Here is a 26,234-nt window from a genome sequence, read left to right as displayed (position 1 = left end):
AGGAATAAGCCTGGTGCGTTGGTTTCGCCTTCATCAACGACGTGTTGATGTCGCATTAACCAACTAAAGGTTGACTTTATTTCACCGGATACGCTTTCGTAAAGCAATAGTAAGCTGATATTCTACCACACTATGAGCAAAACACATTTAACAGAACAGAAGTTTTCCGACTTCGCCCTGCACCCAAAAGTGATTGAAGCCCTTGAAAATAAAGGGTTTCATAACTGCACGCCCATTCAGGCTCTCGCCCTGCCGCTGACGCTGGCCGGTCGTGATGTAGCAGGGCAGGCGCAAACCGGTACTGGCAAAACGATGGCGTTTTTAACGTCAACGTTTCATTATTTACTTTCTCATCCAGCGATTGCAGACCGCAAAGTTAACCAGCCGCGCGCGCTTATCATGGCTCCGACGCGAGAACTGGCGGTACAGATCCACGCAGACGCTGACCCCCTAACGCAGGCGACTGGCCTGAAGATCGGCCTGGCTTACGGCGGCGATGGCTACGATAAGCAGCTGAAAGTGCTGGAAAGCGGCGTGGATATCCTGATCGGAACCACTGGCCGTCTTATCGACTATGCAAAACAGAACCACATTAACCTTGGCGCAATCCAGGTTGTGGTGCTGGATGAAGCCGACCGCATGTACGATCTGGGCTTCATTAAAGACATCCGCTGGCTGTTCCGTCGCATGCCGCCGGCAAATCAGCGTCTGAACATGCTGTTCTCCGCGACCCTTTCTTATCGCGTACGCGAGCTGGCGTTCGAGCAGATGAACAACGCCGAATATGTGGAAGTGGAACCGGAGCAGAAAACAGGTCACCGCATTAAAGAAGAGCTCTTCTATCCCTCCAATGAAGAGAAAATGCGCCTGCTGCAGACGCTGATCGAAGAAGAGTGGCCAGATCGCGCCATTATCTTCGCGAACACGAAACACCGCTGTGAAGATATCTGGGGCCATCTGGCTGCGGATGGTCACCGTGTGGGTCTGCTGACCGGCGATGTCGCACAGAAAAAACGCCTGCGTATTCTCGACGAATTTACCCGTGGCGATCTTGATATTCTGGTCGCAACTGACGTGGCAGCACGTGGTCTGCACATTCCCGCCGTCACGCACGTCTTCAACTATGACCTGCCGGATGACTGCGAAGATTACGTACACCGCATTGGTCGTACTGGTCGTGCGGGCGCAAGCGGTCACTCTATTAGCCTTGCGTGTGAAGAATACGCGCTGAATCTTCCGGCGATTGAGACCTACATTGGTCACTCTATTCCACAGAGTAAATACAATCCGGATGCGCTGTTAAGCGAACTGCCGCCGCCTAAGCGCCTTACCCGCGCCCGCTCCGGTAATGGCCCGCGTCGTTCTGGCGCACCGCGTAATCGTCGTCGTTCAGGTTAAGAAAATATGCTCAGCTCCACCTCGCTTTATGCGGCAATTGATCTCGGTTCGAATAGTTTTCATATGCTGGTTGTGCGCGAGGTGGCGGGAAGCATACAAACGCTGACGCGCATTAAGCGCAAGGTCCGCCTCGCGGCGGGCCTGAGCAGCGATAATTATCTCTCTCCCGAAGCCATGGAACGTGGCTGGCAGTGTCTGCGTCTCTTTGCCGAACGCCTGCAGGATATCCCCCATTCGCAAATTACCGTTGTCGCCACCGCGACGCTGCGCCTGGCAGTAAATGCCGTGGATTTTATTGCCAAAGCGCAGGAAATTCTCGGGTGCCCGGTTCAGGTTATCAGCGGTGAAGAAGAAGCGCGTCTGATCTATCAGGGGGTTGCGCACACGACGGGGGGCGACGATCGCCGTCTGGTCGTGGATATCGGGGGTGCCAGCACCGAGCTCGTCACCGGCACGGGTGCGCAGGCGACTTCGCTGTTCAGCCTGTCGATGGGCTGTGTGACCTGGCTTGAGCGCTACTTTGCTGACCGAAATCTGGGCAAAGAGAACTTCGATGAAGCGGAAAATGCTGCCCGCGAGGTGTTACGTCCGGTGATGGACGAACTGCGCTATCACGGCTGGAAAGTCTGCGTAGGTGCTTCAGGTACCGTGCAGGCGTTGCAGGAAATCATGATGGCCCAGGGGATGGACGAGCGGATCACGCTGACCAAACTCCAGCAGCTGAAACAGCGTGCGATTCAGTGTGGTCGTCTGGAAGAGCTGGAGATAGAGGGCCTGACGCTGGAACGCGCGCTGGTCTTCCCGAGTGGTCTGGCCATTTTGATCGCCATTTTTACCGAACTGAACATCCAGTGTATGACGCTGGCTGGCGGCGCGCTGCGTGAAGGTCTGGTCTACGGAATGCTGCATCTTTCAGTTGATCAGGATATTCGTACCCGCACTCTGCGTAACGTACAGCGCCGCTTTATTGTCGATACCGATCAAGCGCAACGGGTGGGACAACTGGCCTCTTTGTTTGCCGATCAGGTCAAGAACAGCTGGGATATTGAACCCTTAAGCCGCGATTTGTTGCTAAGTGCCTGTGCGCTGCATGAAATTGGTCTGAGCGTCGAGTATAAGCAGGCGCCGCTGCACGCAGCCTGGCTGGTGCGTAATCTCGATCTGCCGGGTTACACGCCGGCACAAAAGAAACTGCTGGCAACGTTACTGCTGAACCAGACCAACGCCGTTGACCTCTCCTCGTTACATCAGCAAAACGCTGTGCCGCCGCGCGTGGCCGAGCATCTGTGTCGCCTGCTGCGTCTGGCAATTCTGTTTGCCAGCCGACGTCGCGATGATTTGCTGCCCAACATTCGTCTGGTGGCGGATGACGAAAGACTGTCGCTGACGCTGCCGGAACACTGGATTGATAATCACCCGCTTGGGGCAGAGATGATTGAGCAGGAGTGTCAGTGGCAGAGCTATGTGCACTGGGCGCTTGAAGTGAAATAACACGCTGTACATTGCCGGGTGGCGGCTTCGCCATACCCGGCCAGCACATTCTTATCCCTTTTCTTTGGCTTTTGCCAGCATCGCGCGAATGTTCGCGACGTTAGCCTGGCCTTTGTGCATCCGTTCTTCTGCGGTAATGACTTTGCGTTCCTGTTCCCAGATCAGATCGTCCTGCGGCAGTTCGAGCAAGAAACGGCTCGGTTCCGGGCGCACCAGTTCACCGTACTGTCTGCGCTCTTTGCACAGCGTGAACGTCAGCTCTTTCTGCGCACGGGTAATGCCCACGTAGGCCAGACGACGCTCTTCATCGACGTTATCTTCATCAATGCTGCTCTGGTGCGGCAGTAAGCCCTCTTCCATGCCGACCAGATAGACATACGGGAATTCCAGCCCTTTTGACGCATGCAGCGTCATCAGCTGTACCTGATCGGCCTCCTCTTCGCTCTCACCGCGCTCCATCATATCTCGCAGCGTAAAGCGGGTAACGACCTGGGTCAGGGTCATCGGCTCGTCGATTTCAGAACCTTCCAGCATTTCCGTCATCCAGCTGAACAGCTGGTTAACGTTTTTCATGCGCATCTCCGCCGCCTTCGGGCTGGCAGAGGTTTCATACAGCCAGGATTCATAGTCGATGCCGTGGATCAGATCGCGAACGGCGGCAACCGGTTCACGCTCCGCCAGACGCTGGACTTTACCAAGCCAGTGGGTAAAGCGGGTTAACGAATCATAGCCGCGCCCGGTTAACGTCTGGCTCAGCCCCATGTCAAAGCTCGCGGTGAACAGGCTTTTGTTGCGCGTCATCGCCCATTCTCCGAGCTTTTGCAGCGTCGCCGGGCCAATTTCACGTTTCGGGGTGTTCACGATACGCAAAAACGCGCTGTCATCATCCGGGTTAGTCAGCACGCGCAGATAGGCCAGCAGATCTTTGATTTCAGGCCGCGAGAAGAACGAAGTTCCACCCGAAATTTTGTACGGGATGCGGTTCTGCATCAGCATCTTTTCAAAGACGCGTGACTGGTGGTTGCCGCGATAGAGGATCGCGTAATCTTTATATTCCGTTTTATTGACGAAGTGGTGCGCAATCAGCTCGCCCGTCACGCGCTCCGCTTCATGCTCTTCGTTGTTGGCACTGAGCACTTTTAGTTCTGTGCCATAGCCAAGTTCGGAGAACAGGCGTTTTTCGAAGACGTGCGGGTTATTGGCAATCAGGATATTTGCCGCTTTCAGGATGCGCCCGGAGGAGCGGTAGTTCTGTTCCAGCTTGATCACCTGCAGCGCCGGAAAATCTTTGCTCAGCAGCACCAGGTTTTGTGGACGCGCACCGCGCCAGGAGTAGATTGACTGGTCATCATCGCCTACCACGGTGAAACGCGCACGCTGTCCCACCAGCAGCTTCACCAGCTCATACTGACTGGTGTTGGTGTCCTGGTATTCATCCACCAGCAGGTAGCGGATCTTATTCTGCCAGCGTTCACGCACCTCTTCATTACGCTGCAGGAGCAGCGTGGGCAGCAGGATCAGATCGTCAAAATCCAGCACGTTACACGCTTTCATATGTGCATCGTACAGACCGTAGCAGTGAGCGAAGATCCGATCCCGCTCACCTTTGGCGCTCGCCGCCGCCTGAGCGGGGGTCATCAGATCGTTTTTCCAGTTGGAGATCGTCGAGATCAGCTGCTGCAACAGCACTTTGTCATCTTCGATCAGCCCCTCGGTAAGCTCTTTAAGCAATGCCACCTGATCGGTGTCGTCGAAGAGCGAGAAGTTGGATTTCATCCCCAGCGCCGCGTATTCACGTTTGATGATATCCAGCCCCAGCGTGTGGAACGTGGAGATCATCAGGCCTCGCGCCTCTTTACGCCCCAGCGTCTGGCCGACACGCTCTTTCATCTCGCGCGCCGCTTTATTGGTAAAGGTCACCGCCGCAATGTGCCGGGCCTGATACCCACAGCCGCGGATCAGGTGGGCAATTTTATTCGTGATCACTCGGGTTTTACCGGAGCCAGCCCCCGCCAGCACCAGACACGGTCCGGTGACAAATTCGACAGCTTGTTGTTGTCCGGGGTTTAAACGCATAAATGATCACTCAATGAAAGTCAGGAGGGGAGAATAACAGCGTGGTAGTATAGCGAGCCTAATCCATACCACTCAAGGCACGATCATGGCAAAAACAGCAGCAGCACTGCATATCCTTGTTAAAGAAGAGAAACTGGCTCTGGATCTTCTGGAGCAGATCAAAAACGGCGCCGACTTCGGCAAGCTGGCGAAGAAGCACTCCATTTGCCCGTCAGGCAAACGCGGCGGTGACTTAGGTGAATTCCGTCAGGGTCAGATGGTTCCTGCGTTCGACAAAGTGGTCTTCTCCTGCCCGGTACTGGAGCCGACTGGCCCACTGCATACGCAGTTCGGTTATCATGTGATCAAGGTTTTGTATCGCAAATAAAAAGCCGGGTGGCGGCTGCGCCTTACCCGGCCTACGTCTTAGCGTTTTGTAGGTCGGGTAAGCGAAGCGCCACCCGACGAGGGTGTTAACCCGCTACCGCGATACGTTTCATATCGGTCATGTAGCCACGCAGTTTGTGACCTACTTTCTCGATCTGGTGGCTGCGAATCGCTTCGTTCACATCGCGCAGTTGCGCGTTGTCTACCGCACCTTCGGCAATGGCTTTGCCCAGATCGCCCGGCTGCAGGGTGGTCATGAACTCTTTCAGCAGCGGTACGCACGCATAAGAGAACAGGTAGTTGCCGTACTCCGCGGTATCAGAGATAACCACGTTCATTTCGTACAGACGCTTACGGGCGATGGTGTTCGCGATCAGCGGCAGCTCGTGCAGTGATTCGTAGTACGCAGACTCTTCGATGATGCCGGAATCCACCATGGTTTCGAACGCCAGCTCAACACCTGCTTTCACCATCGCGATCATCAGTACGCCTTTATCGAAGTACTCTTGCTCGCCGATTTTACCTTCATACTGTGGCGCAGTTTCGAACGCGGTTTTACCGGTTTCTTCACGCCAGGTCAGCAGTTTTTTATCGTCATTCGCCCAGTCCGCCATCATACCGGACGAGAACTCGCCGGAGATGATGTCGTCCATATGTTTCTGGAACAGTGGCGCCATGATGGTTTTCAGCTGTTCAGACAGCGCGTAAGCACGCAGCTTCGCCGGGTTGGACAGACGATCCATCATCAGGGTGATGCCGCCCTGCTTCAGCGCTTCGGTGATGGTTTCCCAGCCGAACTGAATCAGTTTTTCTGCGTATGCCGGGTCGGTACCCTCTTCTACCAGCTTATCGAAGCACAGCAGTGAACCGGCCTGCAGCATGCCGCAAAGAATGGTCTGCTCGCCCATCAGGTCAGATTTCACTTCAGCTACGAAGGATGATTCCAGAACGCCCGCACGGTGGCCGCCGGTCGCCGCTGCCCATGCTTTGGCAATCGCCATGCCTTCGCCTTTCGGATCGTTTTCCGGGTGAACGGCGATCAGGGTCGGCACGCCGAAGCCACGCTTGTACTCTTCACGCACTTCCGTACCCGGACACTTCGGTGCCACCATCACTACGGTGATGTCTTTACGGATCTGCTCGCCCACTTCAACGATGTTGAAGCCGTGGGAGTAACCCAGCGCAGCGCCGTCTTTCATCAGCGGCTGCACGGAGCGCACAACGTCAGAGTGCTGTTTGTCTGGCGTCAGGTTAACAACCAGATCCGCCTGCGGGATCAGCTCTTCGTAGGTACCCACTTTGAAACCGTTTTCGGTCGCTTTACGCCAGGAAGCGCGTTTTTCAGCAATCGCTTCTTTACGCAGGGCGTAAGAGATATCCAGACCGGAGTCACGCATGTTCAGGCCCTGGTTCAGGCCCTGCGCGCCACAGCCGACGATGACCACTTTTTTACCCTGAAGGTAGCTCGCGCCATCGGCAAATTCATCGCGTGCCATGAAGCGGCATTTGCCCAGCTGCGCCAGCTGCTGGCGCAAGTTCAGTGTATTAAAGTAGTTAGCCATGGGTGATACCTCGTGATGTTGTGTGTCTTATTGTTCGGTTCGCGTTTCAGCGAGAATGTACCCACATTACAGCAGGAAATGTATTGCGGAAATTGATATATTCACAACATCACGTTGCAATATCTGCAATGTAAAAAGGGGGAGTGAAATCCGTGGATTTACGCGATCTGAAAATGTTTTTGCATCTGGCAGAAAGTCGCCATTTTGGCCGTAGCGCCCGGGCCATGCATGTCAGCCCATCCACGCTTTCACGCCAGATCCAGCGCCTTGAAGAAGACCTCGGCCAGCCCCTGTTTGTGCGGGATAATCGCACCGTTACCCTCACGGAAGCGGGCGAAGAACTACGAGTCTTTGCTCAGCAGACGTTGCTGCAGTACCAGCAGCTACGACATACCATCGATCAGAAAGGGCCGTCTTTGTCCGGCGAGCTGCATATTTTCTGTTCTGTAACGGCCGCCTATAGCCATCTTCCCCCCATCCTTGACCGCTTCCGCGCGGAGCATCCTTCGGTTGAAATTAAGCTCACTACCGGCGATGCCGCCGACGCCATGGAAAAAGTGGTGACCGGTGAAGCGGATCTGGCCATTGCCGGGAAACCAGAAACCCTGCCGGGCGCGGTGGCGTTCTCCATGCTGGAGAACCTGGCGGTGGTGCTGATCGCCCCGGCGCTACCCTGCCCGGTGCGTAATCAGGTGTCGGTGGAAAAGCCGGACTGGTCAACGGTACCGTTTATCATGGCCGATCAGGGGCCGGTGCGACGCCGTATCGAACTCTGGTTCCGTCGTCAGAAAATCAGTAATCCGTCGATTTACGCGACGGTGGGTGGACATGAGGCGATGGTCTCGATGGTGGCGCTTGGCTGCGGCGTGGCGCTGCTGCCGGAAGTGGTGCTGGAAAACAGCCCGGAACCGGTGCGCAATCGCGTGATGATTCTGGAGCGCAGCGACGAGAAGACGCCGTTCGAGCTTGGCGTGTGCGCACAAAAAAAGCGGCTGCATGAGCCGCTTATTGATGCGTTCTGGAAGATATTGCCGAACCATTAAAGTCGGGTGGCGCTACGCTTACCCGACCTACACGCAGACCTCCCCTTAGCCCGCCAGGAAGAAGCGGAACGCCGGGTTGTGGGTTTCATCATGGCACTCATAGCCCAGTTCGTTCAGGCGCGTTTCGAAATCCGGCTCGTGCTCGGCCAGCTCAAACGCTGCCAGCACGCGACCGTAATCGGTGCCATGGCTGCGATAGTGGAACAGGGAGATGTTCCAGTGCGTACCCAGCGTATGCAGGAACTTCAGCAACGCGCCCGGTGATTCCGGGAACTCAAAGCTGTAGAGACGTTCCTTAAGCGGCTTCGACGGACGACCGCCGACCATATAACGCACGTGCAGTTTCGCCATCTCATCGTCAGAGAGATCGACCACGCTGTAGCCGCCTTCATGCAGCAGGTTGAGGATCTCTTTGCGCTCTTCCAGACCGCGGCTTAAACGCACACCGACAAAAATGCAGGCGTCTTTCGCATCGGCAAAACGGTAGTTGAACTCCGTTACCGAACGGCCACCGAGCAGCTGGCAGAACTTCAGGAAGCTCCCCTTCTCTTCCGGAATGGTCACCGCCAGCAGGGCCTCACGCTGCTCCCCCAGCTCGCAGCGCTCAGAAACGTAGCGCAGACCGTGGAAGTTGACGTTAGCACCCGAGAGCACGTGCGCCAGACGCTCGCCGCGAATATTATGCTGGGCGATATATTTCTTCATTCCTGCCAGCGCCAGCGCGCCGGACGGTTCCGCCACCGCACGCACATCCTCGAACAGATCTTTCATCGCCGCGCAGATTGCGTCGCTGTCGACGGTGACGATGTCATCAAGATACTCCTGGCACAGGCGGAAGGTTTCGTCGCCAATACGTTTCACCGCCACGCCTTCGGCAAAAAGCCCAACGCGCGGAAGATCGACCGGATGACCCGCATCCAGTGCGGCCTTCAGGCAGGCTGAATCTTCCGCTTCCACGGCAATCACTTTAATCTGCGGCATCAGCTGTTTGATCAGCACCGCCACGCCTGCGGCTAAACCACCACCGCCCACCGGAACGAATACACGGTCAAGATGGGCATCCTGCTGCAGCAGTTCCAGCGCCAGGGTACCTTGTCCTGCAATCACCATCGGATGATCGAACGGCGGTACCCAGGTAAAGCCCTGCTGCTGCGCCAGCTCGATCGCTTTGGCTTTTGCTTCGTCAAAGTTAGCGCCGTGGAGCAGCACTTCGCCACCGAAGCCACGCACCGCATCCACTTTGATATCTGCCGTGGCAACCGGCATCACGATCAACGCTTTCAACCCCAAACGGGCAGACGAGAACGCCACACCCTGCGCGTGGTTGCCCGCCGACGCGGTAATCACGCCGCGTGCTTTTTGCTCGTCGGTCAACCCGGCCATCATCGCGTAGGCCCCGCGCAGCTTGAAGCTGTGCACCGGCTGACGGTCTTCGCGCTTCACCAGAATCACGTTGTCGAGGCGCGAAGAGAGTTTTTCCATTTTCTGCAGCGGGGTGACCTGCACCGCTTCATAGACCGGCGCGCGTAGTACTGCCCGGAGATATTCCGCCCCCTCTGGGGCGGCGGATAAGGGTTGTGACTCGGCCATCATTAGCCCCCAAGTTTCGATTTATCGCGTACCGCGCCTTTGTCTGCACTGGTCGCCAGGCTCGCGTAAGCGCGCAGGGCGAAGGAGACTTCACGCTGGCGGTCCTTCGGCGTCCAGGCTTTATCGCCGCGCGCTTCCTGTGCTTCACGACGAGCCGCGATCTCCTGATCGCTCAGCTTGAGCTGGATCCCGCGATTCGGAATGTCAATTTCAATCAGGTCACCGTCTTCGATGATCGCAATATTGCCGCCGCTCGCCGCTTCCGGTGATACGTGGCCGATGGAGAGGCCGGACGTTCCGCCGGAGAAACGTCCGTCGGTGATCAACGCACACGCTTTACCAAGGCCCATCGATTTCAGGAAGGTGGTTGGGTAGAGCATCTCCTGCATGCCCGGCCCGCCTTTTGGCCCTTCGTAACGGATGACCACCACGTCGCCTTCCACGACTTTGCCGCCCAGGATGGCGTCTACCGCCTCGTCCTGGCTCTCGTAAACTTTGGCCGGGCCGGTAAATTTGAGGATGCTGTCATCCACGCCTGCGGTTTTTACGATACAGCCGTTTTCCGCAAAGTTGCCGTACAGCACAGCCAGACCGCCGTCTTTGCTGTAGGCGTGCTCCAGCGAACGGATGCACCCTTCGGCACGGTCATCATCCAGGGTGTCCCAGCGACAATCCTGCGAGAAGGCCTGCGTGGTACGAATACCGGCGGGACCCGCACGGAACATATTTTTCACTGCCTCGTCCTGGGTCAGCATCACGTCATATTTATCCAGCGTCTGCGGCAACGTCAGACCGAGAACGTTCTTCACATCGCGGTTCAGCAGCCCGGCGCGATCCAGCTCGCCGAGAATACCGATGACGCCACCCGCGCGGTGGACGTCTTCCATGTGATATTTCTGGGTACTTGGCGCGACTTTACACAGCTGTGGCACTTTGCGGGACAGCTTATCGATATCACTCATGGTGAAGTCGATTTCGGCTTCCTGCGCGGCGGCCAGCAGGTGCAGCACGGTATTGGTAGAACCGCCCATGGCGATATCCAGCGTCATGGCGTTTTCGAACGCCGCCTTACTGGCGATGTTGCGCGGCAGCGCGCTGGCATCGTCCTGCTCGTAGTAACGTTTGGTCAGCTCAACAATGCGCTTACCGGCGTTGAGGAACAACGCTTTACGGTCAGCGTGCGTCGCCAGCAGCGAGCCGTTGCCCGGCTGAGAGAGGCCCAGCGCCTCGGTCAGGCAGTTCATGGAGTTGGCGGTGAACATCCCGGAACAGGAGCCGCAGGTTGGGCACGCGGAACGTTCCACCTGGTTACTCTGCTCATCAGACACTTTCGGATCCGCCCCCTGAATCATCGCATCGACGAGGTCGAGCTTGATGATTTTGTCAGAAAGCTTGGTTTTACCCGCTTCCATCGGGCCACCGGAAACGAAGATCACCGGAATGTTCAGACGCAGGGAGGCCATCAGCATCCCCGGGGTGATTTTGTCGCAGTTGGAGATACAGACCATGGCATCCGCACAGTGAGCGTTAACCATGTATTCCACCGAGTCGGCAATCAGCTCGCGCGACGGCAGTGAATAGAGCATGCCCCCGTGCCCCATTGCGATACCGTCATCCACCGCAATGGTGTTGAATTCTTTCGCCACACCGCCCGCAGCTTCAATTTGCCCGGCAACCAGTTTACCGAGATCGCGCAGGTGCACATGGCCCGGCACAAACTGGGTGAAGGAGTTCACCACGGCGATAATCGGTTTACCGAAATCAGCGTCGGTCATCCCGGTGGCGCGCCACAGTGCGCGGGCACCGGCCATATTACGGCCATGAGTGGTGGTGGCGGAACGATACTTAGGCATGCTTTATTTACTCCCGTCTGACTATTAAATGGGACGGTGCGTGCCGTCCCATATTTATGCTTATTGATTAACCTGATCCAACCAGCCGTATTTGTCTTCTGTTTCACCGGTGAAGAGGCCGAAGAAAGCTTGCTGAATACGTTTGGTGACCGGACCACAGCGGCCTGCCCCCACCTGGATACCATCTACGCTGCGAACCGGCGTGATCTCAGCCGCAGTACCGGACATAAAGACTTCATCGGCCAGATACAGGGATTCACGGGACAGAACCTGCTCACGCACTTCGATACCCAGATCTTTCGCCAGCTTAATGATGGCGTCACGGGTAATTCCCGGCAGGGCTGAAGAGGTAAACGGCGGGGTGAACAGGATGCCATCTTTCACTTCAAACAGGTTTTCACCTGCGCCTTCAGAGATATAACCGTTCACATCCAGCGCGATGCCTTCCTGGTAGCCGTGGCGGCGCGCTTCGCTGCCAACCAGCAGTGAGGAGAGGTAGTTCCCGCCCGCCTTGGCCGCAGTTGGGATGGTGTTAGGCGCCACGCGGTTCCAGGACGAGACCATTGCGTCGATCCCCTGCTCCAGCGCTTCTGCACCCAGGTACGCCCCCCACGGGAACGCAGCAATGATCACGTCAGTGGTATAACCGGCTGGCGGGTTAACGCCCATCCCCACATCCCCCACGAACACCAGCGGTCGAATATAAGCGCTGGTGAGGTTGTTCTTACGAATCACCTCGCGGCAGGCTTCCATCAGTTCATCAACACTTTGAGAAACCGGGAAACGATAAATTTTGGCTGAGTCATGCAAACGCTGCATGTGTTCACGATGACGGAACACCACTGGCCCTTTGTGAGAGTCGTAGCAACGGATGCCTTCAAACACAGACGTACCGTAGTGCAGCGCGTGGGACATCACGTGGACCTTCGCGTCCTCCCAACGAACCATCTCACCATTGAACCAAATGTAATCAGCTTTTTTTGTCGTCATTTTCTCTTCCTGTCACGCTCAGGCGCGGATTTGTTGTGATGTGGTTGTGCTCTGACAGATGGCAACATGGGCAACATCTACCAGCTTTGATAACTGACTAAACAGTAAGTCGACCGGGCGCGGACTGGCAACGGTTAATTCGATGCTGATGTTTTGGGCGTCAGTGGCCGTCTCCATATTCATAGAGCAAATCTGAAAGCCACGATGACGGACCACGCGCAAAACGCGCTCTAATGTTTCTGGATTGAAGCGAGCCTGAACGGCGACCTGATGTTGCATCATGATAATTTCTCCAGCATTTGTGAGTTACTGGCACCTGGCGGTACCAACGGCCAGACGTTCTCAAGCTCGTCGATTGAGACATGAAGCAGGTAAGGCCCTTCGCTTGACAGCATGGTGTCGAGTGCCGCTTCAACCTGGTCTTTACGGGTGATGTGCTGTCCAGGGATGCCAAAGGCGCTGGCCAGAGTGAGGAAATCGGGGTTGTCAGTCAGGGTGGTCTCGCTGTAGCGCTCCTCGAAGAACAGCTGCTGCCACTGGCGCACCATCCCTAAACGCTGGTTATCGAGCAACACGATCTTCAGCGGCAATTGTTTACGCTTAACGGTGCCCAACTCCTGAACGTTCATCATGAAGGAGCCGTCACCGGAGATACAGATGACCGTATCGTTCGGGCGCGCAACCTGAGCACCCACCGCGGCAGGCAGACCGAAGCCCATCGTGCCTAATCCGCTGGAGGTGATGAAGTTTTCCGGGCGGGTGTAGGTCATGTGCTGCGCAGACCACATCTGGTGCTGGCCGACATCGGTCGTCACTACGCTGTCTGCCGGTTTACGGTCAGACAACTGCTTCAACAGCAGCGGCGCATAGATGGCCTCACCCGGATGGTCGTAACGCCAGGCGTGCCCGGCACGCATTTCAGCCGTGTGCTGGCGCCACTCGCGGATATTCAAAGGTTGCTGTAACGCCGGCAGCAGCGTGTTGAGATCGCCCTGCAGCGCAACATGCGCCTGACGCAGTTTGTTCATCTCCGCCGGGTCGATATCCATATGGATAACTTTGGCGTTTGGCGCGAAGGTATTCAGCTTGCCGGTCACGCGATCGTCAAAACGGGCACCGACGGCAATCAGCAAATCACACTCCTGCACCGCCAGGTTTGCCGCTTTGGTACCGTGCATCCCCAGCATGCCCAGGTAGTATGGGTAGTCAGCATCGACGGCCCCCAACCCTTTCAGCGTGCAGGTGGCTGGCATTTGCGTCACTGCGATAAACTCGCGCAGGGCCGGAACCGCCTGTGCCATGCCGACGCCGCCGCCGACATACAGCATCGGCTGGGTTGCCTGCGCCAGCATCCGACGCGCTTCTTCGACTTCCGCATGCGGGTACGCATCGTCGCTCTCCACGGTGGAGAAGTGCGGTTCCAGTTCGCCGACTGCGACCTGGATGTCTTTCGGGATATCCACCAGAACCGGGCCAGGACGGCCAGAGCTGGCAATACGGAACGCTTCCGCCATCACGCCCGGCAGTTCTTCGAGGGACTGCACGAGGAAACTGTGTTTGGTGCAGGCCAGCGACAAGCCGAGCACATCGACTTCCTGGAAGGCATCGGTACCGATGAACGGCGAAGCCACCTGGCCAGTAATTGCGACAACGGGAACAGAGTCGAGCAGTGCATCAGCCAGACCGGTAATCAGGTTTGTGGCGCCCGGTCCAGACGTTGCCATGCAGACACCCGTTTTACCGGTGGCACGTGCATAGCCAATGGCCGCCATGGCTGCGCCCTGCTCGTGTCGGCACAACAGGTGTTCCACGCCGCCGTCATACAGTGCATCGTAAATCGGCATAATTGCGCCTCCCGGATAACCGAAGACCGTTTCGACTCCCTGTGCGCGCAACGCATGTACTACCCACTGTGCCCCATTCATAGTTAGTTCCCCGTCATAAATCGGGAGAAACAGAATTTTGTGCTATTTGTCATTCTCTGCCCCTCGTTTAAGTTTTTTAGTCATAAAAAAACCCCCGGACCTTTCGGTGCGGGGGTCTTAGTTCGTTAAGGCTTGATTTCTAAGCCTTTCCTCGTCCAAGTGCAGCCCCGCACGGTGGGATAATAATCACCACCACGCTAATTACGACCAGGCTAATCACTCGTAGAAGGGCTGTCATTTTCAGTTCTTTTTGCATCTTGTTCGAAGGAATACCTAAAGAGTTATCACAGTTATTAAACCAAACACAAGATTTATTTATGACGGATTTGATTAGCAGGCAAATCATATTCCTGAAAAGCGTTGTTTTATATAAGGAAATTAGATAGTGAATATTTTTCATTTTTTGGGCGTGTTTTAGCGCTCTGCAGCGTTCCGTCCTTATCTTTGCGAGATGGCTTCCGAATGAGTGAAATAGTTACAGTATGTCGCTAAAAATCAGGAATGAGCGTCGTAAATAAGCCAAATGACGCTCAACAGGCAAAATCAATACTGACATAGTGACTCACTGAGGAGGTGCTTATGTCACTGTCAGTTGTTTATACGCGCGCGGCTATCGGAGTAAAGGCACCGCTTATTTCTGTGGAGGTTCATCTGAGTAATGGGCTCCCTGGGCTAACACTTGTCGGCTTGCCAGAAACCACGGTCAAAGAAGCCAGGGATCGGGTACGCAGCGCAATTATCAATAGCGGTTATACCTTCCCTGCAAAGAAGATCACGATCAATCTTGCTCCCGCAGATCTGCCCAAAGAGGGCGGTCGATACGATTTACCTATCGCTATTGCGCTTCTCGCAGCCTCTGAGCAGCTCAACACACCGAGGCTAGGCTCGTACGAGTTCATTGGCGAACTGGCGCTTACAGGCGCGTTAAGAGGCGTTCCTGGCGCCATCTCTGGTGCGCTGGAAGCCATTCATGCCGGTCGACAAATTATTGTAGCCAATGAAAATGCCTCAGAAGTGAGCCTGATTGCGGAGAAAGGTTGCCTGGTCGCGGGGCATTTGCAGGAGGTCTGCGCATACCTTGAAGGCCGACATGAGCTGTCTGAACCGGAAGAAACGGAAGATATCCTGCCAGAAAGTCCGGATGACCTCAGCGATATTATCGGGCAGGTGCAGGGGAAGCGGGCGCTGGAGATCACCGCTGCCGGGGGACATAACCTGTTGCTGATAGGGCCGCCGGGAACGGGGAAAACCATGCTGGCGAGCAGGCTGAACGGGTTATTGCCGCCACTCAATAATCATGAGGCACTTGAAAGCGCTGCGATATACAGCCTGGTGAGTTCTGCCTCGTTGCACAAACAGTGGCGACGTCGGCCTTTTCGCTCTCCACATCATAGTGCCTCCCTGACGGCCATGGTCGGCGGTGGCTCCATTCCGGGGCCGGGAGAGATCTCGCTGGCACACAGTGGCATCCTGTTCCTCGATGAGCTGCCTGAGTTTGAACGCCGCGTTCTGGATGCGCTGCGGGAACCCATCGAATCGGGAGAAATCCATATCTCCCGCACGCGCGCTAAAATAAGCTACCCGGCACAATTCCAACTGGTTGCCGCCATGAATCCCAGCCCATCAGGCCATTATCAGGGGAATCATAATCGCTGCACGCCTGAGCAAACGCTGCGCTATCTGGGGAAGCTGTCGGGTCCTTTCCTCGATCGTTTTGATTTATCCCTGGAGATCCCTTTACCTCCTCCCGGTTTGCTTAGCCAGACGACTGTGCGTGGTGAAAGCACAGCTGAAGTACGCAAGCGGGTCATCGCCTCACAGGCACGACAGTACGCACGTCAACGTAAGCTAAATGCCCGTCTGGATAATGCTGAGATTCGGCAGTTTTGCCATCTTAAGGCTGAGGATGCCTGCTGGCTTGAGGAGACATTGACGCGATTTGGGCTCTCGATCCGTGCATGGCAGCGCCTACTGAAAGTGGCTCGCACCATTGCCGATGTGGAAGGAGACCCAGAGATTGAAAGACACCATCTGCAGGAAGCGCTGAGCTATCGCGCCATTGATCGGTTGTTGCTGCACCTGCAAAAATTACTGGCATAAAAAAAGGAGCCGAAGCTCCTTTTCTCATCAACTTAGTCGTCAGACTCGGTGTAGTCTTCCGCACCTTCCATCTGCGGCTTACCGCCAGACAGCGTATGGAAACGCTTTGGACGCTTGATGCGTGCCATGTACTTGATCCATACACGTTCCGCTTCAGACTGCGGCTCACGCTCACCGCGACAAACAGCAACGAACTGTTTTTCGTCTTCAGTCGCAGGCTCACGTTTACCCAGATCCAGCTCGTTAAAGGCATAACCATGACGCTCAAGCAATTGCGCCTCTTTGATGGTGAAATCGCCGTGACGAGAGAACCCGCGTGGATAATTTTTATTGTCGAAAAAACGATTAGTCGTCGTAAAGCTTTCCGCCATCCTACACGCTCCTAATTCTTTGGCCGAGCTATTTATGGCGCGGAGTATTAGTTACGCTTGACAGAGTGTAAAACAAAACATTTAAATCATAACGACAAATAATTTTGTGGAGAAAGATGTGGATACGGAATTGCTAAAAACTTTCCTTGAAGTGAGCAGGACTCGCCACTTCGGGCGAGCAGCTGAAGCCCTTTATCTGACGCAGTCAGCAGTCAGTTTTCGTATTCGACAGCTGGAAAATCAATTAGGTGTGAATCTTTTTACCCGCCACCGTAACAACATCCGTTTGACGCCAGCCGGCGAGAAACTGCTTCCCTATGCAGAAACGTTGATGAATACCTGGCAGGCGGCCCGCAAAGAGGTGTCTCATACGTCCAGGCACAATGAGTTTTCTATTGGCGCCAGCGCATCATTGTGGGAATGCATGCTCAGTCAATGGCTTACCCGGCTATATCATTCGCACAGCCATTTGCAATTCGAAGCCAGAATTGCGCAACGTCAGTCGCTTGTTAAGCAACTCCACGAACGTCAGCTGGATCTTCTGATCACGACTGAAGCTCCCAAGATGGACGAATTTAGCAGCCAGATTGTTGGACAGTTCAGCCTGGCACTTTATGCTTCTGCCCCTTCGATGATGAAGGCAGACCTGAGTTATTTACGTCTTGAGTGGGGGCCGGATTTTCAACAACATGAGGCTGGGTTGATTGCGCCTGATGATGTGCCACAACTCACGACCAGTTCAGCGGAGATCGCCTGTCAACAACTCGCATTACTGAAGGGTTGCACCTGGTTACCTGTACGCTGGGCAGACAGTCAATCCGGACTCCATACCGTGCTGGATTCCACCACGCTTTCCAGACCGCTGTATGCGATTTGGTTGCAAAACAGTGACAAGCAAACACAGATAAAAGATCTGCTAAAAATCAATATCATCGATTGATGCATAAGCCTGCAGGGATGCAGGCAGCATATTCAGAAGGGGTATTTTTTACCGTTTTTCAGGTAAAAAAAATCCTTTGCCGAAGCAAAGGATTATATATGGCAGGGGCGGAGAGACTCGAACTCGCGACACCCGGTTTTGGAGACCGGTGCTCTACCAACTGAGCTACGCCCCTAAAGTTTTTTACCATTAAGCCTGCCGCGAGGCAGGCTTAATGTCTTTATAAGTGGCGGAACGGACGGGACTCGAACCCGCGACCCCCTGCGTGACAGGCAGGTATTCTAACCGACTGAACTACCGCTCCACCGAAGACTGCTGTAACCACCGGATTAACGCACCGGCTTACTACTTAATTTGATGCCTGGCAGTTCCCTACTCTCACATGGGGAGACCCCACACTACCATCGGCGCTACGGCGTTTCACTTCTGAGTTCGGCATGGGGTCAGGTGGGACCACCGCGCTAAAGCCGCCAGGCAAATTCTGTTATCTGTATCAGGCTGAAAATCTTCTGTCTCTCGTCCGCCGAAACAGCTTCGGCGTTGTAAGGTTAAGCCTCACGGTTCATTAGTATCGGTTAGCTCAACGCATCGCTGCGCTTACACACCCGACCTATCAACGTCGTCGTCTTCAACGTTCCTTCAGGAGACTTTAAGTCTCAGGGAGAACTCATCTCGGGGCAAGTTTCGTGCTTAGATGCTTTCAGCACTTATCTCTTCCGCATTTAGCTACCGGGCAGTGCCATTGGCATGACAACCCGAACACCAGTGATGCGTCCACTCCGGTCCTCTCGTACTAGGAGCAGCCCCCCTCAATTCTCCAGCGCCCACGGCAGATAGGGACCGAACTGTCTCACGACGTTCTAAACCCAGCTCGCGTACCACTTTAAATGGCGAACAGCCATACCCTTGGGACCTACTTCAGCCCCAGGATGTGATGAGCCGACATCGAGGTGCCAAACACCGCCGTCGATATGAACTCTTGGGCGGTATCAGCCTGTTATCCCCGGAGTACCTTTTATCCGTTGAGCGATGGCCCTTCCATTCAGAACCACCGGATCACTATGACCTGCTTTCGCACCTGCTCGAGCCGTCACTCTCGCAGTCAAGCTAGCTTATGCCATTGCACTAACCTCCTGATGTCCGACCAGGATTAGCTAACCTTCGTGCTCCTCCGTTACTCTTTGGGAGGAGACCGCCCCAGTCAAACTACCCACCAGACACTGTCCGCAACCCGGATCACGGGTCTACGTTAGAACACCAGCCATTAAAGGGTGGTATTTCAAGGTTGGCTCCACGCAGACTGGCGTCCACGCTTCAAAGCCTCCCACCTATCCTACACATCAAGGACCAGTGTTCAGTGTCAAGCTATAGTAAAGGTTCACGGGGTCTTTCCGTCTTGCCGCGGGTACACTGCATCTTCACAGCGAGTTCAATTTCACTGAGTCTCGGGTGGAGACAGCCTGGCCATCATTACGCCATTCGTGCAGGTCGGAACTTACCCGACAAGGAATTTCGCTACCTTAGGACCGTTATAGTTACGGCCGCCGTTTACCGGGGCTTCGATCAAGAGCTTCGCGTTACCGCTAACCCCATCAATTAACCTTCCGGCACCGGGCAGGCGTCACACCGTATACGTCCACTTTCGTGTTTGCACAGTGCTGTGTTTTTAATAAACAGTTGCAGCCAGCTGGTATCTTCGACTGATTTCAGCTCCACCCGCAGGGGCTTCACCTACATATCAGCGTGCCTTCTCCCGAAGTTACGGCACCATTTTGCCTAGTTCCTTCACCCGAGTTCTCTCAAGCGCCTTGGTATTCTCTACCTGACCACCTGTGTCGGTTTGGGGTACGATTTCGTGTTACCTGATGCTTAGAGGCTTTTCCTGGAAGCAGGGCATTTGTTACTTCAGCACCGTAGTGCCTCGTCATCACACCTCAGCGTTAAAAAGGTACCGGATTTACCTGGAACCTCCGCCTACATGCTTAAACCGGGACAACCGTCGCCCGGCTAACATAGCCTTCTCCGTCCCCCCTTCGCAGTAACACCAAGTACAGGAATATTAACCTGTTTCCCATCGACTACGCCTTTCGGCCTCGCCTTAGGGGTCGACTCACCCTGCCCCGATTAACGTTGGACAGGAACCCTTGGTCTTCCGGCGAGCGGGCTTTTCACCCGCTTTATCGTTACTTATGTCAGCATTCGCACTTCTGATACCTCCAGCAACCCTCACAGGCCACCTTCAACGGCTTACAGAACGCTCCCCTACCCAACAACACATAGTGTCGCTGCCGCAGCTTCGGTGCATGGTTTAGCCCCGTTACATCTTCCGCGCAGGCCGACTCGACCAGTGAGCTATTACGCTTTCTTTAAATGATGGCTGCTTCTAAGCCAACATCCTGGCTGTCTGGGCCTTCCCACATCGTTTCCCACTTAACCATGACTTTGGGACCTTAGCTGGCGGTCTGGGTTGTTTCCCTCTTCACGACGGACGTTAGCACCCGCCGTGTGTCTCCCGTGATAACATTCTTCGGTATTCGTAGTTTGCATCGGGTTGGTAAGCCGGGATGGCCCCCTAGCCGAAACAGTGCTCTACCCCCGAAGATGAATTCACGAGGCGCTACCTAAATAGCTTTCGGGGAGAACCAGCTATCTCCCGGTTTGATTGGCCTTTCACCCCCAGCCACAAGTCATCCGCTAATTTTTCAACATTAGTCGGTTCGGTCCTCCAGTTAGTGTTACCCAACCTTCAACCTGCCCATGGCTAGATCACCGGGTTTCGGGTCTATACCCTGCAACTTAACGCCCAGTTAAGACTCGGTTTCCCTTCGGCTCCCCTATACGGTTAACCTTGCTACAGAATATAAGTCGCTGACCCATTATACAAAAGGTACGCAGTCACACCCGAAGGTGCTCCCACTGCTTGTACGTACACGGTTTCAGGTTCTTTTTCACTCCCCTCGCCGGGGTTCTTTTCGCCTTTCCCTCACGGTACTGGTTCACTATCGGTCAGTCAGGAGTATTTAGCCTTGGAGGATGGTCCCCCCCATATTCAGACAGGATACCACGTGTCCCGCCCTACTCTTCGAGTTCACAACCTGTGCATTTTCGTGTACGGGACTTTCACCCTGTACCGTGCGACTTTCCAGACGCTTCCACTAACACACAAGCTGATTCAGACTCTGGGCTGCTCCCCGTTCGCTCGCCGCTACTGGGGGAATCTCGGTTGATTTCTTTTCCTCGGGGTACTTAGATGTTTCAGTTCCCCCGGTTCGCCTCGTTAACCTATGTATTCAGTTAACGATAGTGTGACGAATCACACTGGGTTTCCCCATTCGGACATCGCCGGGTCAAGGGTTCATATCACCTCGCCGGCGCTTTTCGCAGATTAGCACGTCCTTCATCGCCTCTGACTGCCAGGGCATCCACCGTGTACGCTTAGTCGCTTAACCTCACAACCCGAAGATGTTTCACTTCTGATTGCGAAAATTTGAGAGACTCGAACACACATAACATGTGTGTCGTTTCAATTTTCAGCTTGATCCAGATTTTTAAAGAGCAAAACTTCGCAGTGCACCTTTTCAGGTTCACTCTGAAGTTTTCTTGTGTTCGCAGTAAAAGATGGTGGAGCTATGCGGGATCGAACCGCAGACCTCCTGCGTGCAAAGCAGGCGCTCTCCCAGCTGAGCTATAGCCCCATCGTTTGCAACCTCTGTACCGGTAATTCTTCCTGAGACAAGGCGTGGTAACGCGACGCATACATCAGTATGTGAGCGTTGCCGCAACGCAGTATCAGGGAAAATTTGGTAGGCCTGAGTGGACTTGAACCACCGACCTCACCCTTATCAGGGGTGCGCTCTAACCACCTGAGCTACAAGCCTGTAGAGGTTTTTACTGCTGTTTTTCATCAGACAATCTGTGTGAGCACTACAAAGGCAGGTTCTTTAAGGTAAGGAGGTGATCCAACCGCAGGTTCCCCTACGGTTACCTTGTTACGACTTCACCCCAGTCATGAATCACAAAGTGGTAAGCGCCCTCCCGAAGGTTAAGCTACCTACTTCTTTTGCAACCCACTCCCATGGTGTGACGGGCGGTGTGTACAAGGCCCGGGAACGTATTCACCGTAGCATTCTGATCTACGATTACTAGCGATTCCGACTTCATGGAGTCGAGTTGCAGACTCCAATCCGGACTACGACGCACTTTATGAGGTCCGCTTGCTCTCGCGAGGTCGCTTCTCTTTGTATGCGCCATTGTAGCACGTGTGTAGCCCTGGTCGTAAGGGCCATGATGACTTGACGTCATCCCCACCTTCCTCCAGTTTATCACTGGCAGTCTCCTTTGAGTTCCCGGCCTAACCGCTGGCAACAAAGGATAAGGGTTGCGCTCGTTGCGGGACTTAACCCAACATTTCACAACACGAGCTGACGACAGCCATGCAGCACCTGTCTCACAGTTCCCGAAGGCACCAAAGCATCTCTGCTAAGTTCTGTGGATGTCAAGACCAGGTAAGGTTCTTCGCGTTGCATCGAATTAAACCACATGCTCCACCGCTTGTGCGGGCCCCCGTCAATTCATTTGAGTTTTAACCTTGCGGCCGTACTCCCCAGGCGGTCGATTTAACGCGTTAGCTCCGGAAGCCACGCCTCAAGGGCACAACCTCCAAATCGACATCGTTTACGGCGTGGACTACCAGGGTATCTAATCCTGTTTGCTCCCCACGCTTTCGCACCTGAGCGTCAGTCTTTGTCCAGGGGGCCGCCTTCGCCACCGGTATTCCTCCAGATCTCTACGCATTTCACCGCTACACCTGGAATTCTACCCCCCTCTACAAGACTCTAGCCTGCCAGTTTCGAATGCAGTTCCCAGGTTGAGCCCGGGGATTTCACATCCGACTTGACAGACCGCCTGCGTGCGCTTTACGCCCAGTAATTCCGATTAACGCTTGCACCCTCCGTATTACCGCGGCTGCTGGCACGGAGTTAGCCGGTGCTTCTTCTGCGGGTAACGTCAATTGCTGCGGTTATTAACCACAACACCTTCCTCCCCGCTGAAAGTACTTTACAACCCGAAGGCCTTCTTCATACACGCGGCATGGCTGCATCAGGCTTGCGCCCATTGTGCAATATTCCCCACTGCTGCCTCCCGTAGGAGTCTGGACCGTGTCTCAGTTCCAGTGTGGCTGGTCATCCTCTCAGACCAGCTAGGGATCGTCGCCTAGGTGAGCCGTTACCCCACCTACTAGCTAATCCCATCTGGGCACATCTGATGGCAAGAGGCCCGAAGGTCCCCCTCTTTGGTCTTGCGACGTTATGCGGTATTAGCTACCGTTTCCAGTAGTTATCCCCCTCCATCAGGCAGTTTCCCAGACATTACTCACCCGTCCGCCACTCGTCACCCGAGAGCAAGCTCTCTGTGCTACCGTTCGACTTGCATGTGTTAGGCCTGCCGCCAGCGTTCAATCTGAGCCATGATCAAACTCTTCAATTTAAAAGTTTGATGCTCAATGAATTAAACTTCGTAATGAATTACGTGTTCACTCGTTGAGACTTGGTATTCATTTAGTGTCCGAGGACATTAAGAATCCATGTCACTTTGAGTGCCCACACAGATTGTCTGATAAATTGTTAAAGAGCAGTGCAACGCGGCTTTCGCTCACCGTTGCGAGGTCCCGTATAATACGTTTTCCTCATTCAGAGTCAAGTGATTATTTTCACTTTTCTCTGTCGGCATTCATCTCTGAACCCCGCTAACCCGGCGGCTTGCAAGCCGTTGTTCCGTGTCAGTGGAGGCGCATTATAGGGAGTTCTCAGACGTTGACAACCCCTCTTTAAAAAAAAACGTTCAACCGTCTCTTTTTTGCTCAAAACCGTGCTACAGCGCGAGTTTTTCGAGCGTTTCAAAGCCATAACGGCGCAGAACGGGTAAAAGTTGCTCAGTCTCTGTTGTTAATGCCATACAAAAAGCGATATTCGCATCGGCAGATTTGGCATCCGGCGCTTCATGTTCCAGCAGCCAGGCAGTACGACGGGCAATAGCCGCACCGGAATCCACCAGACGCGTCCCCTCCGGCAGTACTTTTAACAATTCTTCCTGTAAGAGCGGGAAGTGAGTGCAGCCCAGTACGACGGTATCCGGAGGTTCCGGCATACGCAGCCACGGGCGAAGAATACGACGCAGCTCCTCAAGTGGCACCGTCTTGCCATGCAGCTTCGCTTCAGCCATCTCCACCAGCTCTGCTGAACCGAGCATCGCGATCTGGCATTCATTGGCAAAACGGTCGATAAGTTCACGCGTATAAGGGCGCTTCACCGTGCCGCGTGTTGCCAGCAGACCCACAATGCCATTCGCCGTCAGACGCGCAGCTGGCTTTATAGCAGGAACGACACCCACAACCGGGAACTGAAATTTTGCGCGCAAGGCTGGCAGCGATACCGTGCTTGCGGTATTACAGGCGATGACCGCCAGCGCCAGGGGATAACGCTGCTGTACCGCGGTGACGATTTCAACGACACGCTCAACAATAAAATCCTCACTCTTCTCCCCATAAGGGAAAGCGACGTTATCGAAGGCGTAGATATAATGGAGATCCGGCAGGAGATGCCGAATCTCATCATAGACCGAAAGCCCACCGACGCCGGAATCAAATACCAGCACGGTGGGACGCGGATTAGAAGGTGTAGCTGCCAGACAAGGTGTATTCCCGTCCTGCAGTTTGGTAGCCATAAACTGTCTCGTAATCTTTATCGAACAGGTTGGCTATTTTACCACGAACTGTAAGGTGAGAGGTGACAGGATATGAAACTGCGACATCCCACAGGCTTACCCCGCCCATTTTGACCTTCTGACTCGGCCAGGTACCGAAGTCGGTATCGTAGCGCGTACCCAGGTAGTGATAAGTCAGGCTCCAGTCAAAATCATAGATCTGGGTATCAAGCTGGTACTTCACCTGCTGCTTAGCACGGCGGTCCAGCAGCTGGTTGGTTGCCGCATTGCGGGCATCAACATAGTCATAACCGACAGTATGCATGACCGGGCCAGTATCAAACGAGGCAGTAGCTTCGACACCTTTAATACGTGCCTTGCCGACGTTGTAGAACTCCATTAGGTTATTGTTGAAGTCGATCAGGTTCTCAACATCGTTACGATAAGCCGACACACGCCAGTTCACACCTGCGGTAAGCCCCTCGAACGCACCTTCCCACTGCTTACTCTCTTCAGGCTCAAGACGGTCATTGCCGTAAGAGCCATAGAGTTGCCCCTGATTCGGTGCTTTATAGGCTGTGCCATAAGAGGCAATGAAACGATAACCGTCAATAAACTCCCAGCCTGCACTGCTCTGCCAGGTGCCGTGGCGACCAAACTGTGAGTTGTCGTCGCTGCGAACCGCCCCTTCCAGAGTGACGTCACCAAACTGCTGCAACCCGGTCAGGTAGATGCCCGTGTTGCGAATGTCGTAGGCATTCGACACGTAGTTGGTGTTAGGTTCAGTACTCTGCTTCTGCCAGTCGATACCCGCGCCGATATTACCGTGGCCCACGTCCACAGAGTTTGTCCACTGAACGTTGTACTGTTTGATTTCATCCAGCGTCGCCGTGGAGTCATAACGCCCAAGATGCGGATCGTAGTTAAAGTCCTTACTGTGGCTGTAACTGGAAAGCAACTGCGAATGGAAGATATCGTCGTTAAAGCGCACTCCGGCATCCCAGGTCTGGCTATATAACTGACGGGTATCAACAAGCACATTTGGATTGTAATAATTGTCATAGGCAGTACGGTTGCTGTAGCCATACCCGCGAACGAAGCCGCTCCATTGATCGGAGAACGCATGCTCAAGCGCACCGTAGATCGTTTTATTCATGTAGCCGTCACGATCGGTTTGCGGAACGCCGCCGTTGTTGCCGTCCGCCACCACGTCAAAGCCTTTGGTATACGTGTAATCACCTGCCAGCGTCACACGCGTGGAGTCACCCAGCGTCTGCTGCGTACTGCCGCCATAATTTTGGTAACCATGGGAGCCTACGCCTGCATTCAGAGTCGTACCGTCCTTGGCGCGGGTGGTAATGATGTTCACAACGCCACCAATCGCATCGGAGCCATACACCGCCGAACGCGGGCCACGAATGTATTCGATACGCTGCACCAGCGCGATAGGGAACTGGCTGAGGTCGGACGACCCCGTAACACCAGCCTGGTTAAGGCGGATCCCGTCGACGAGGATAAGAACATGGCTGGAGTTAGTGCCACGAATAAAGAGTGAAGAAGACTGCCCCATTCCGCCGTTTTGCGCGGTATCCACACCCGGCAGGCGGCGCATAACGTCGATAACGGTCGTGGATTGCCAGCGTTCAATATCATCACGCGTGACCACAGACGTGGGCGCCAGAACGGTATTAAGAGGTTGTTCAAAACGATTTGCTGTCACCACCAACGAGTCAGCGCTATCCTGCGCCCAGCCCGAAAATGCCGTGACGGACAACGCCGTCAACAGCGATACTTTTTTAATCATTGTTAAAGCATCCACAATATAAG

18 protein-coding genes, 4 tRNA genes and 3 rRNA genes are annotated in these 26,234 nt (G+C 54.6%); 6 read left to right on the top strand and 19 right to left on the bottom strand.

Annotated elements, in window-relative coordinates:
* Positions 1 to 132 precede the first annotated feature (132 nt).
* Positions 133 to 1,398, top strand: a complete 1,266-nt coding sequence (gene rhlB, locus NQ842_RS01630) for an ATP-dependent RNA helicase RhlB (RefSeq protein ID WP_063411897.1) — start codon at positions 133 to 135, stop codon at positions 1,396 to 1,398.
* Between the two features lie 6 nt (positions 1,399 to 1,404).
* Positions 1,405 to 2,889: a guanosine-5'-triphosphate,3'-diphosphate diphosphatase gene (gene gppA / locus NQ842_RS01625; protein WP_014833728.1), complete on the top strand. Its 1,485-nt coding sequence runs from the start codon at positions 1,405 to 1,407 to the stop codon at positions 2,887 to 2,889.
* 51 nt (positions 2,890 to 2,940) lie between these two features.
* On the opposite strand, the gene rep is transcribed toward gppA, so the two are convergent.
* Entirely contained in the window at positions 2,941 to 4,965 is a 2,025-nt protein-coding gene (gene rep / locus NQ842_RS01620) for a DNA helicase Rep (protein ID WP_257256441.1), read from the bottom strand.
* An 85-nt stretch (positions 4,966 to 5,050) separates the two neighbouring features.
* On the opposite strand from rep, the gene ppiC reads away from it, so the two are divergent.
* Positions 5,051 to 5,332, top strand: coding sequence for a peptidylprolyl isomerase PpiC (gene ppiC, locus NQ842_RS01615; RefSeq protein ID WP_008501570.1), 282 nt, complete (start codon positions 5,051 to 5,053; stop codon positions 5,330 to 5,332).
* An 85-nt stretch (positions 5,333 to 5,417) separates the two neighbouring features.
* Here ppiC and ilvC read toward each other — a convergent pair whose 3' ends face one another.
* Complete coding sequence (gene ilvC, locus NQ842_RS01610) at positions 5,418 to 6,893, bottom strand: ketol-acid reductoisomerase (protein ID WP_008501571.1); 1,476 nt, start codon at positions 6,891 to 6,893, stop codon at positions 5,418 to 5,420.
* A gap of 152 nt (positions 6,894 to 7,045) precedes the next feature.
* Here ilvC and ilvY point away from each other — a divergent pair, with 152 nt between their 5' ends.
* Positions 7,046 to 7,936 (top strand): HTH-type transcriptional activator IlvY, encoded by an 891-nt coding sequence (ilvY, locus tag NQ842_RS01605; protein WP_046889426.1) that lies wholly within the window; start codon positions 7,046 to 7,048, stop codon positions 7,934 to 7,936.
* Between the two features lie 45 nt (positions 7,937 to 7,981).
* Here ilvY and ilvA read toward each other — a convergent pair whose 3' ends face one another.
* From ilvA to ilvL, 7 genes are all read right to left on the bottom strand, one after another.
* On the bottom strand, positions 7,982 to 9,526 hold the full coding sequence (ilvA, locus tag NQ842_RS01600; protein ID WP_014833732.1) for a threonine ammonia-lyase, biosynthetic: 1,545 nt from the start codon (positions 9,524 to 9,526) through the stop codon (positions 7,982 to 7,984).
* 2 nt (positions 9,527 to 9,528) lie between these two features.
* On the bottom strand, positions 9,529 to 11,379 hold the full coding sequence (ilvD, locus tag NQ842_RS01595) for a dihydroxy-acid dehydratase (RefSeq protein WP_063411899.1): 1,851 nt from the start codon (positions 11,377 to 11,379) through the stop codon (positions 9,529 to 9,531).
* Positions 11,380 to 11,439: 60 nt separating this feature from the next.
* Positions 11,440 to 12,369 (bottom strand): branched-chain-amino-acid transaminase, encoded by a 930-nt coding sequence (ilvE, locus tag NQ842_RS01590; RefSeq protein WP_013099287.1) that lies wholly within the window; start codon positions 12,367 to 12,369, stop codon positions 11,440 to 11,442.
* Between the two features lie 18 nt (positions 12,370 to 12,387).
* Entirely contained in the window at positions 12,388 to 12,651 is a 264-nt protein-coding gene (gene ilvM, locus NQ842_RS01585) for an acetolactate synthase 2 small subunit (RefSeq protein WP_003860184.1), read from the bottom strand.
* Positions 12,648 to 14,294, bottom strand: a complete 1,647-nt coding sequence (ilvG, locus tag NQ842_RS01580; protein ID WP_257256440.1) for an acetolactate synthase 2 catalytic subunit — start codon at positions 14,292 to 14,294, stop codon at positions 12,648 to 12,650. The genes ilvM and ilvG overlap by 4 nt, the downstream gene beginning before the upstream one ends.
* A 2-nt stretch (positions 14,295 to 14,296) precedes the next feature.
* Positions 14,297 to 14,347 (bottom strand): peptide IlvX, encoded by a 51-nt coding sequence (gene ilvX / locus NQ842_RS01575; RefSeq protein ID WP_102046757.1) that lies wholly within the window; start codon positions 14,345 to 14,347, stop codon positions 14,297 to 14,299.
* An 86-nt stretch (positions 14,348 to 14,433) separates the two neighbouring features.
* Positions 14,434 to 14,532, bottom strand: coding sequence for an ilv operon leader peptide (ilvL, locus tag NQ842_RS01570; RefSeq protein WP_001311244.1), 99 nt, complete (start codon positions 14,530 to 14,532; stop codon positions 14,434 to 14,436).
* Between the two features lie 341 nt (positions 14,533 to 14,873).
* Here ilvL and NQ842_RS01565 point away from each other — a divergent pair, with 341 nt between their 5' ends.
* Complete coding sequence (locus tag NQ842_RS01565; protein ID WP_257256439.1) at positions 14,874 to 16,394, top strand: YifB family Mg chelatase-like AAA ATPase; 1,521 nt, start codon at positions 14,874 to 14,876, stop codon at positions 16,392 to 16,394.
* A gap of 32 nt (positions 16,395 to 16,426) precedes the next feature.
* Here the strand turns inward: NQ842_RS01565 and NQ842_RS01560 are convergent, their stop codons facing one another.
* Positions 16,427 to 16,765, bottom strand: coding sequence for a DUF413 domain-containing protein (locus tag NQ842_RS01560; protein WP_013099290.1), 339 nt, complete (start codon positions 16,763 to 16,765; stop codon positions 16,427 to 16,429).
* A gap of 118 nt (positions 16,766 to 16,883) precedes the next feature.
* Between NQ842_RS01560 and hdfR the strand changes: the two genes are divergently transcribed.
* Complete coding sequence (gene hdfR / locus NQ842_RS01555; RefSeq protein ID WP_014833736.1) at positions 16,884 to 17,705, top strand: HTH-type transcriptional regulator HdfR; 822 nt, start codon at positions 16,884 to 16,886, stop codon at positions 17,703 to 17,705.
* 99 nt (positions 17,706 to 17,804) lie between these two features.
* Here the strand turns inward: hdfR and NQ842_RS01550 are convergent.
* From NQ842_RS01550 to btuB, 9 genes are all read right to left on the bottom strand, one after another.
* Positions 17,805 to 17,880, bottom strand: a tRNA-Trp gene (locus tag NQ842_RS01550).
* Positions 17,881 to 17,932: 52 nt separating this feature from the next.
* Positions 17,933 to 18,009, bottom strand: a tRNA-Asp gene (locus NQ842_RS01545).
* 55 nt (positions 18,010 to 18,064) lie between these two features.
* A 5S ribosomal RNA gene (gene rrf, locus NQ842_RS01540) occupies positions 18,065 to 18,180 on the bottom strand.
* A gap of 69 nt (positions 18,181 to 18,249) precedes the next feature.
* Positions 18,250 to 21,154 (bottom strand): 23S ribosomal RNA (locus tag NQ842_RS01535).
* Positions 21,155 to 21,324: 170 nt separating this feature from the next.
* Positions 21,325 to 21,400 (bottom strand) — tRNA-Ala (locus NQ842_RS01530).
* A 106-nt stretch (positions 21,401 to 21,506) separates the two neighbouring features.
* Positions 21,507 to 21,583 (bottom strand) — tRNA-Ile (locus NQ842_RS01525).
* Between the two features lie 69 nt (positions 21,584 to 21,652).
* Positions 21,653 to 23,192, bottom strand: a 16S ribosomal RNA gene (locus NQ842_RS01520).
* Together the 16S, 23S and 5S rRNA genes with 4 tRNA genes alongside form the textbook arrangement of a ribosomal RNA operon.
* Positions 23,193 to 23,576: 384 nt before the next feature.
* Positions 23,577 to 24,428, bottom strand: coding sequence for a glutamate racemase (gene murI, locus NQ842_RS01515; protein ID WP_050860297.1), 852 nt, complete (start codon positions 24,426 to 24,428; stop codon positions 23,577 to 23,579).
* Entirely contained in the window at positions 24,373 to 26,211 is a 1,839-nt protein-coding gene (btuB, locus tag NQ842_RS01510) for a TonB-dependent vitamin B12 receptor BtuB (protein ID WP_047360293.1), read from the bottom strand. The genes murI and btuB overlap by 56 nt, the downstream gene beginning before the upstream one ends.
* Positions 26,212 to 26,234 lie beyond the last annotated feature (23 nt).

It is taken from the genome of Enterobacter cloacae complex sp. R_G8, assembly GCF_024599795.1.
GTDB lineage: Bacteria > Pseudomonadota > Gammaproteobacteria > Enterobacterales > Enterobacteriaceae > Enterobacter > Enterobacter dissolvens.
This window is presented reverse-complemented; position numbering and strand designations above follow the sequence as displayed.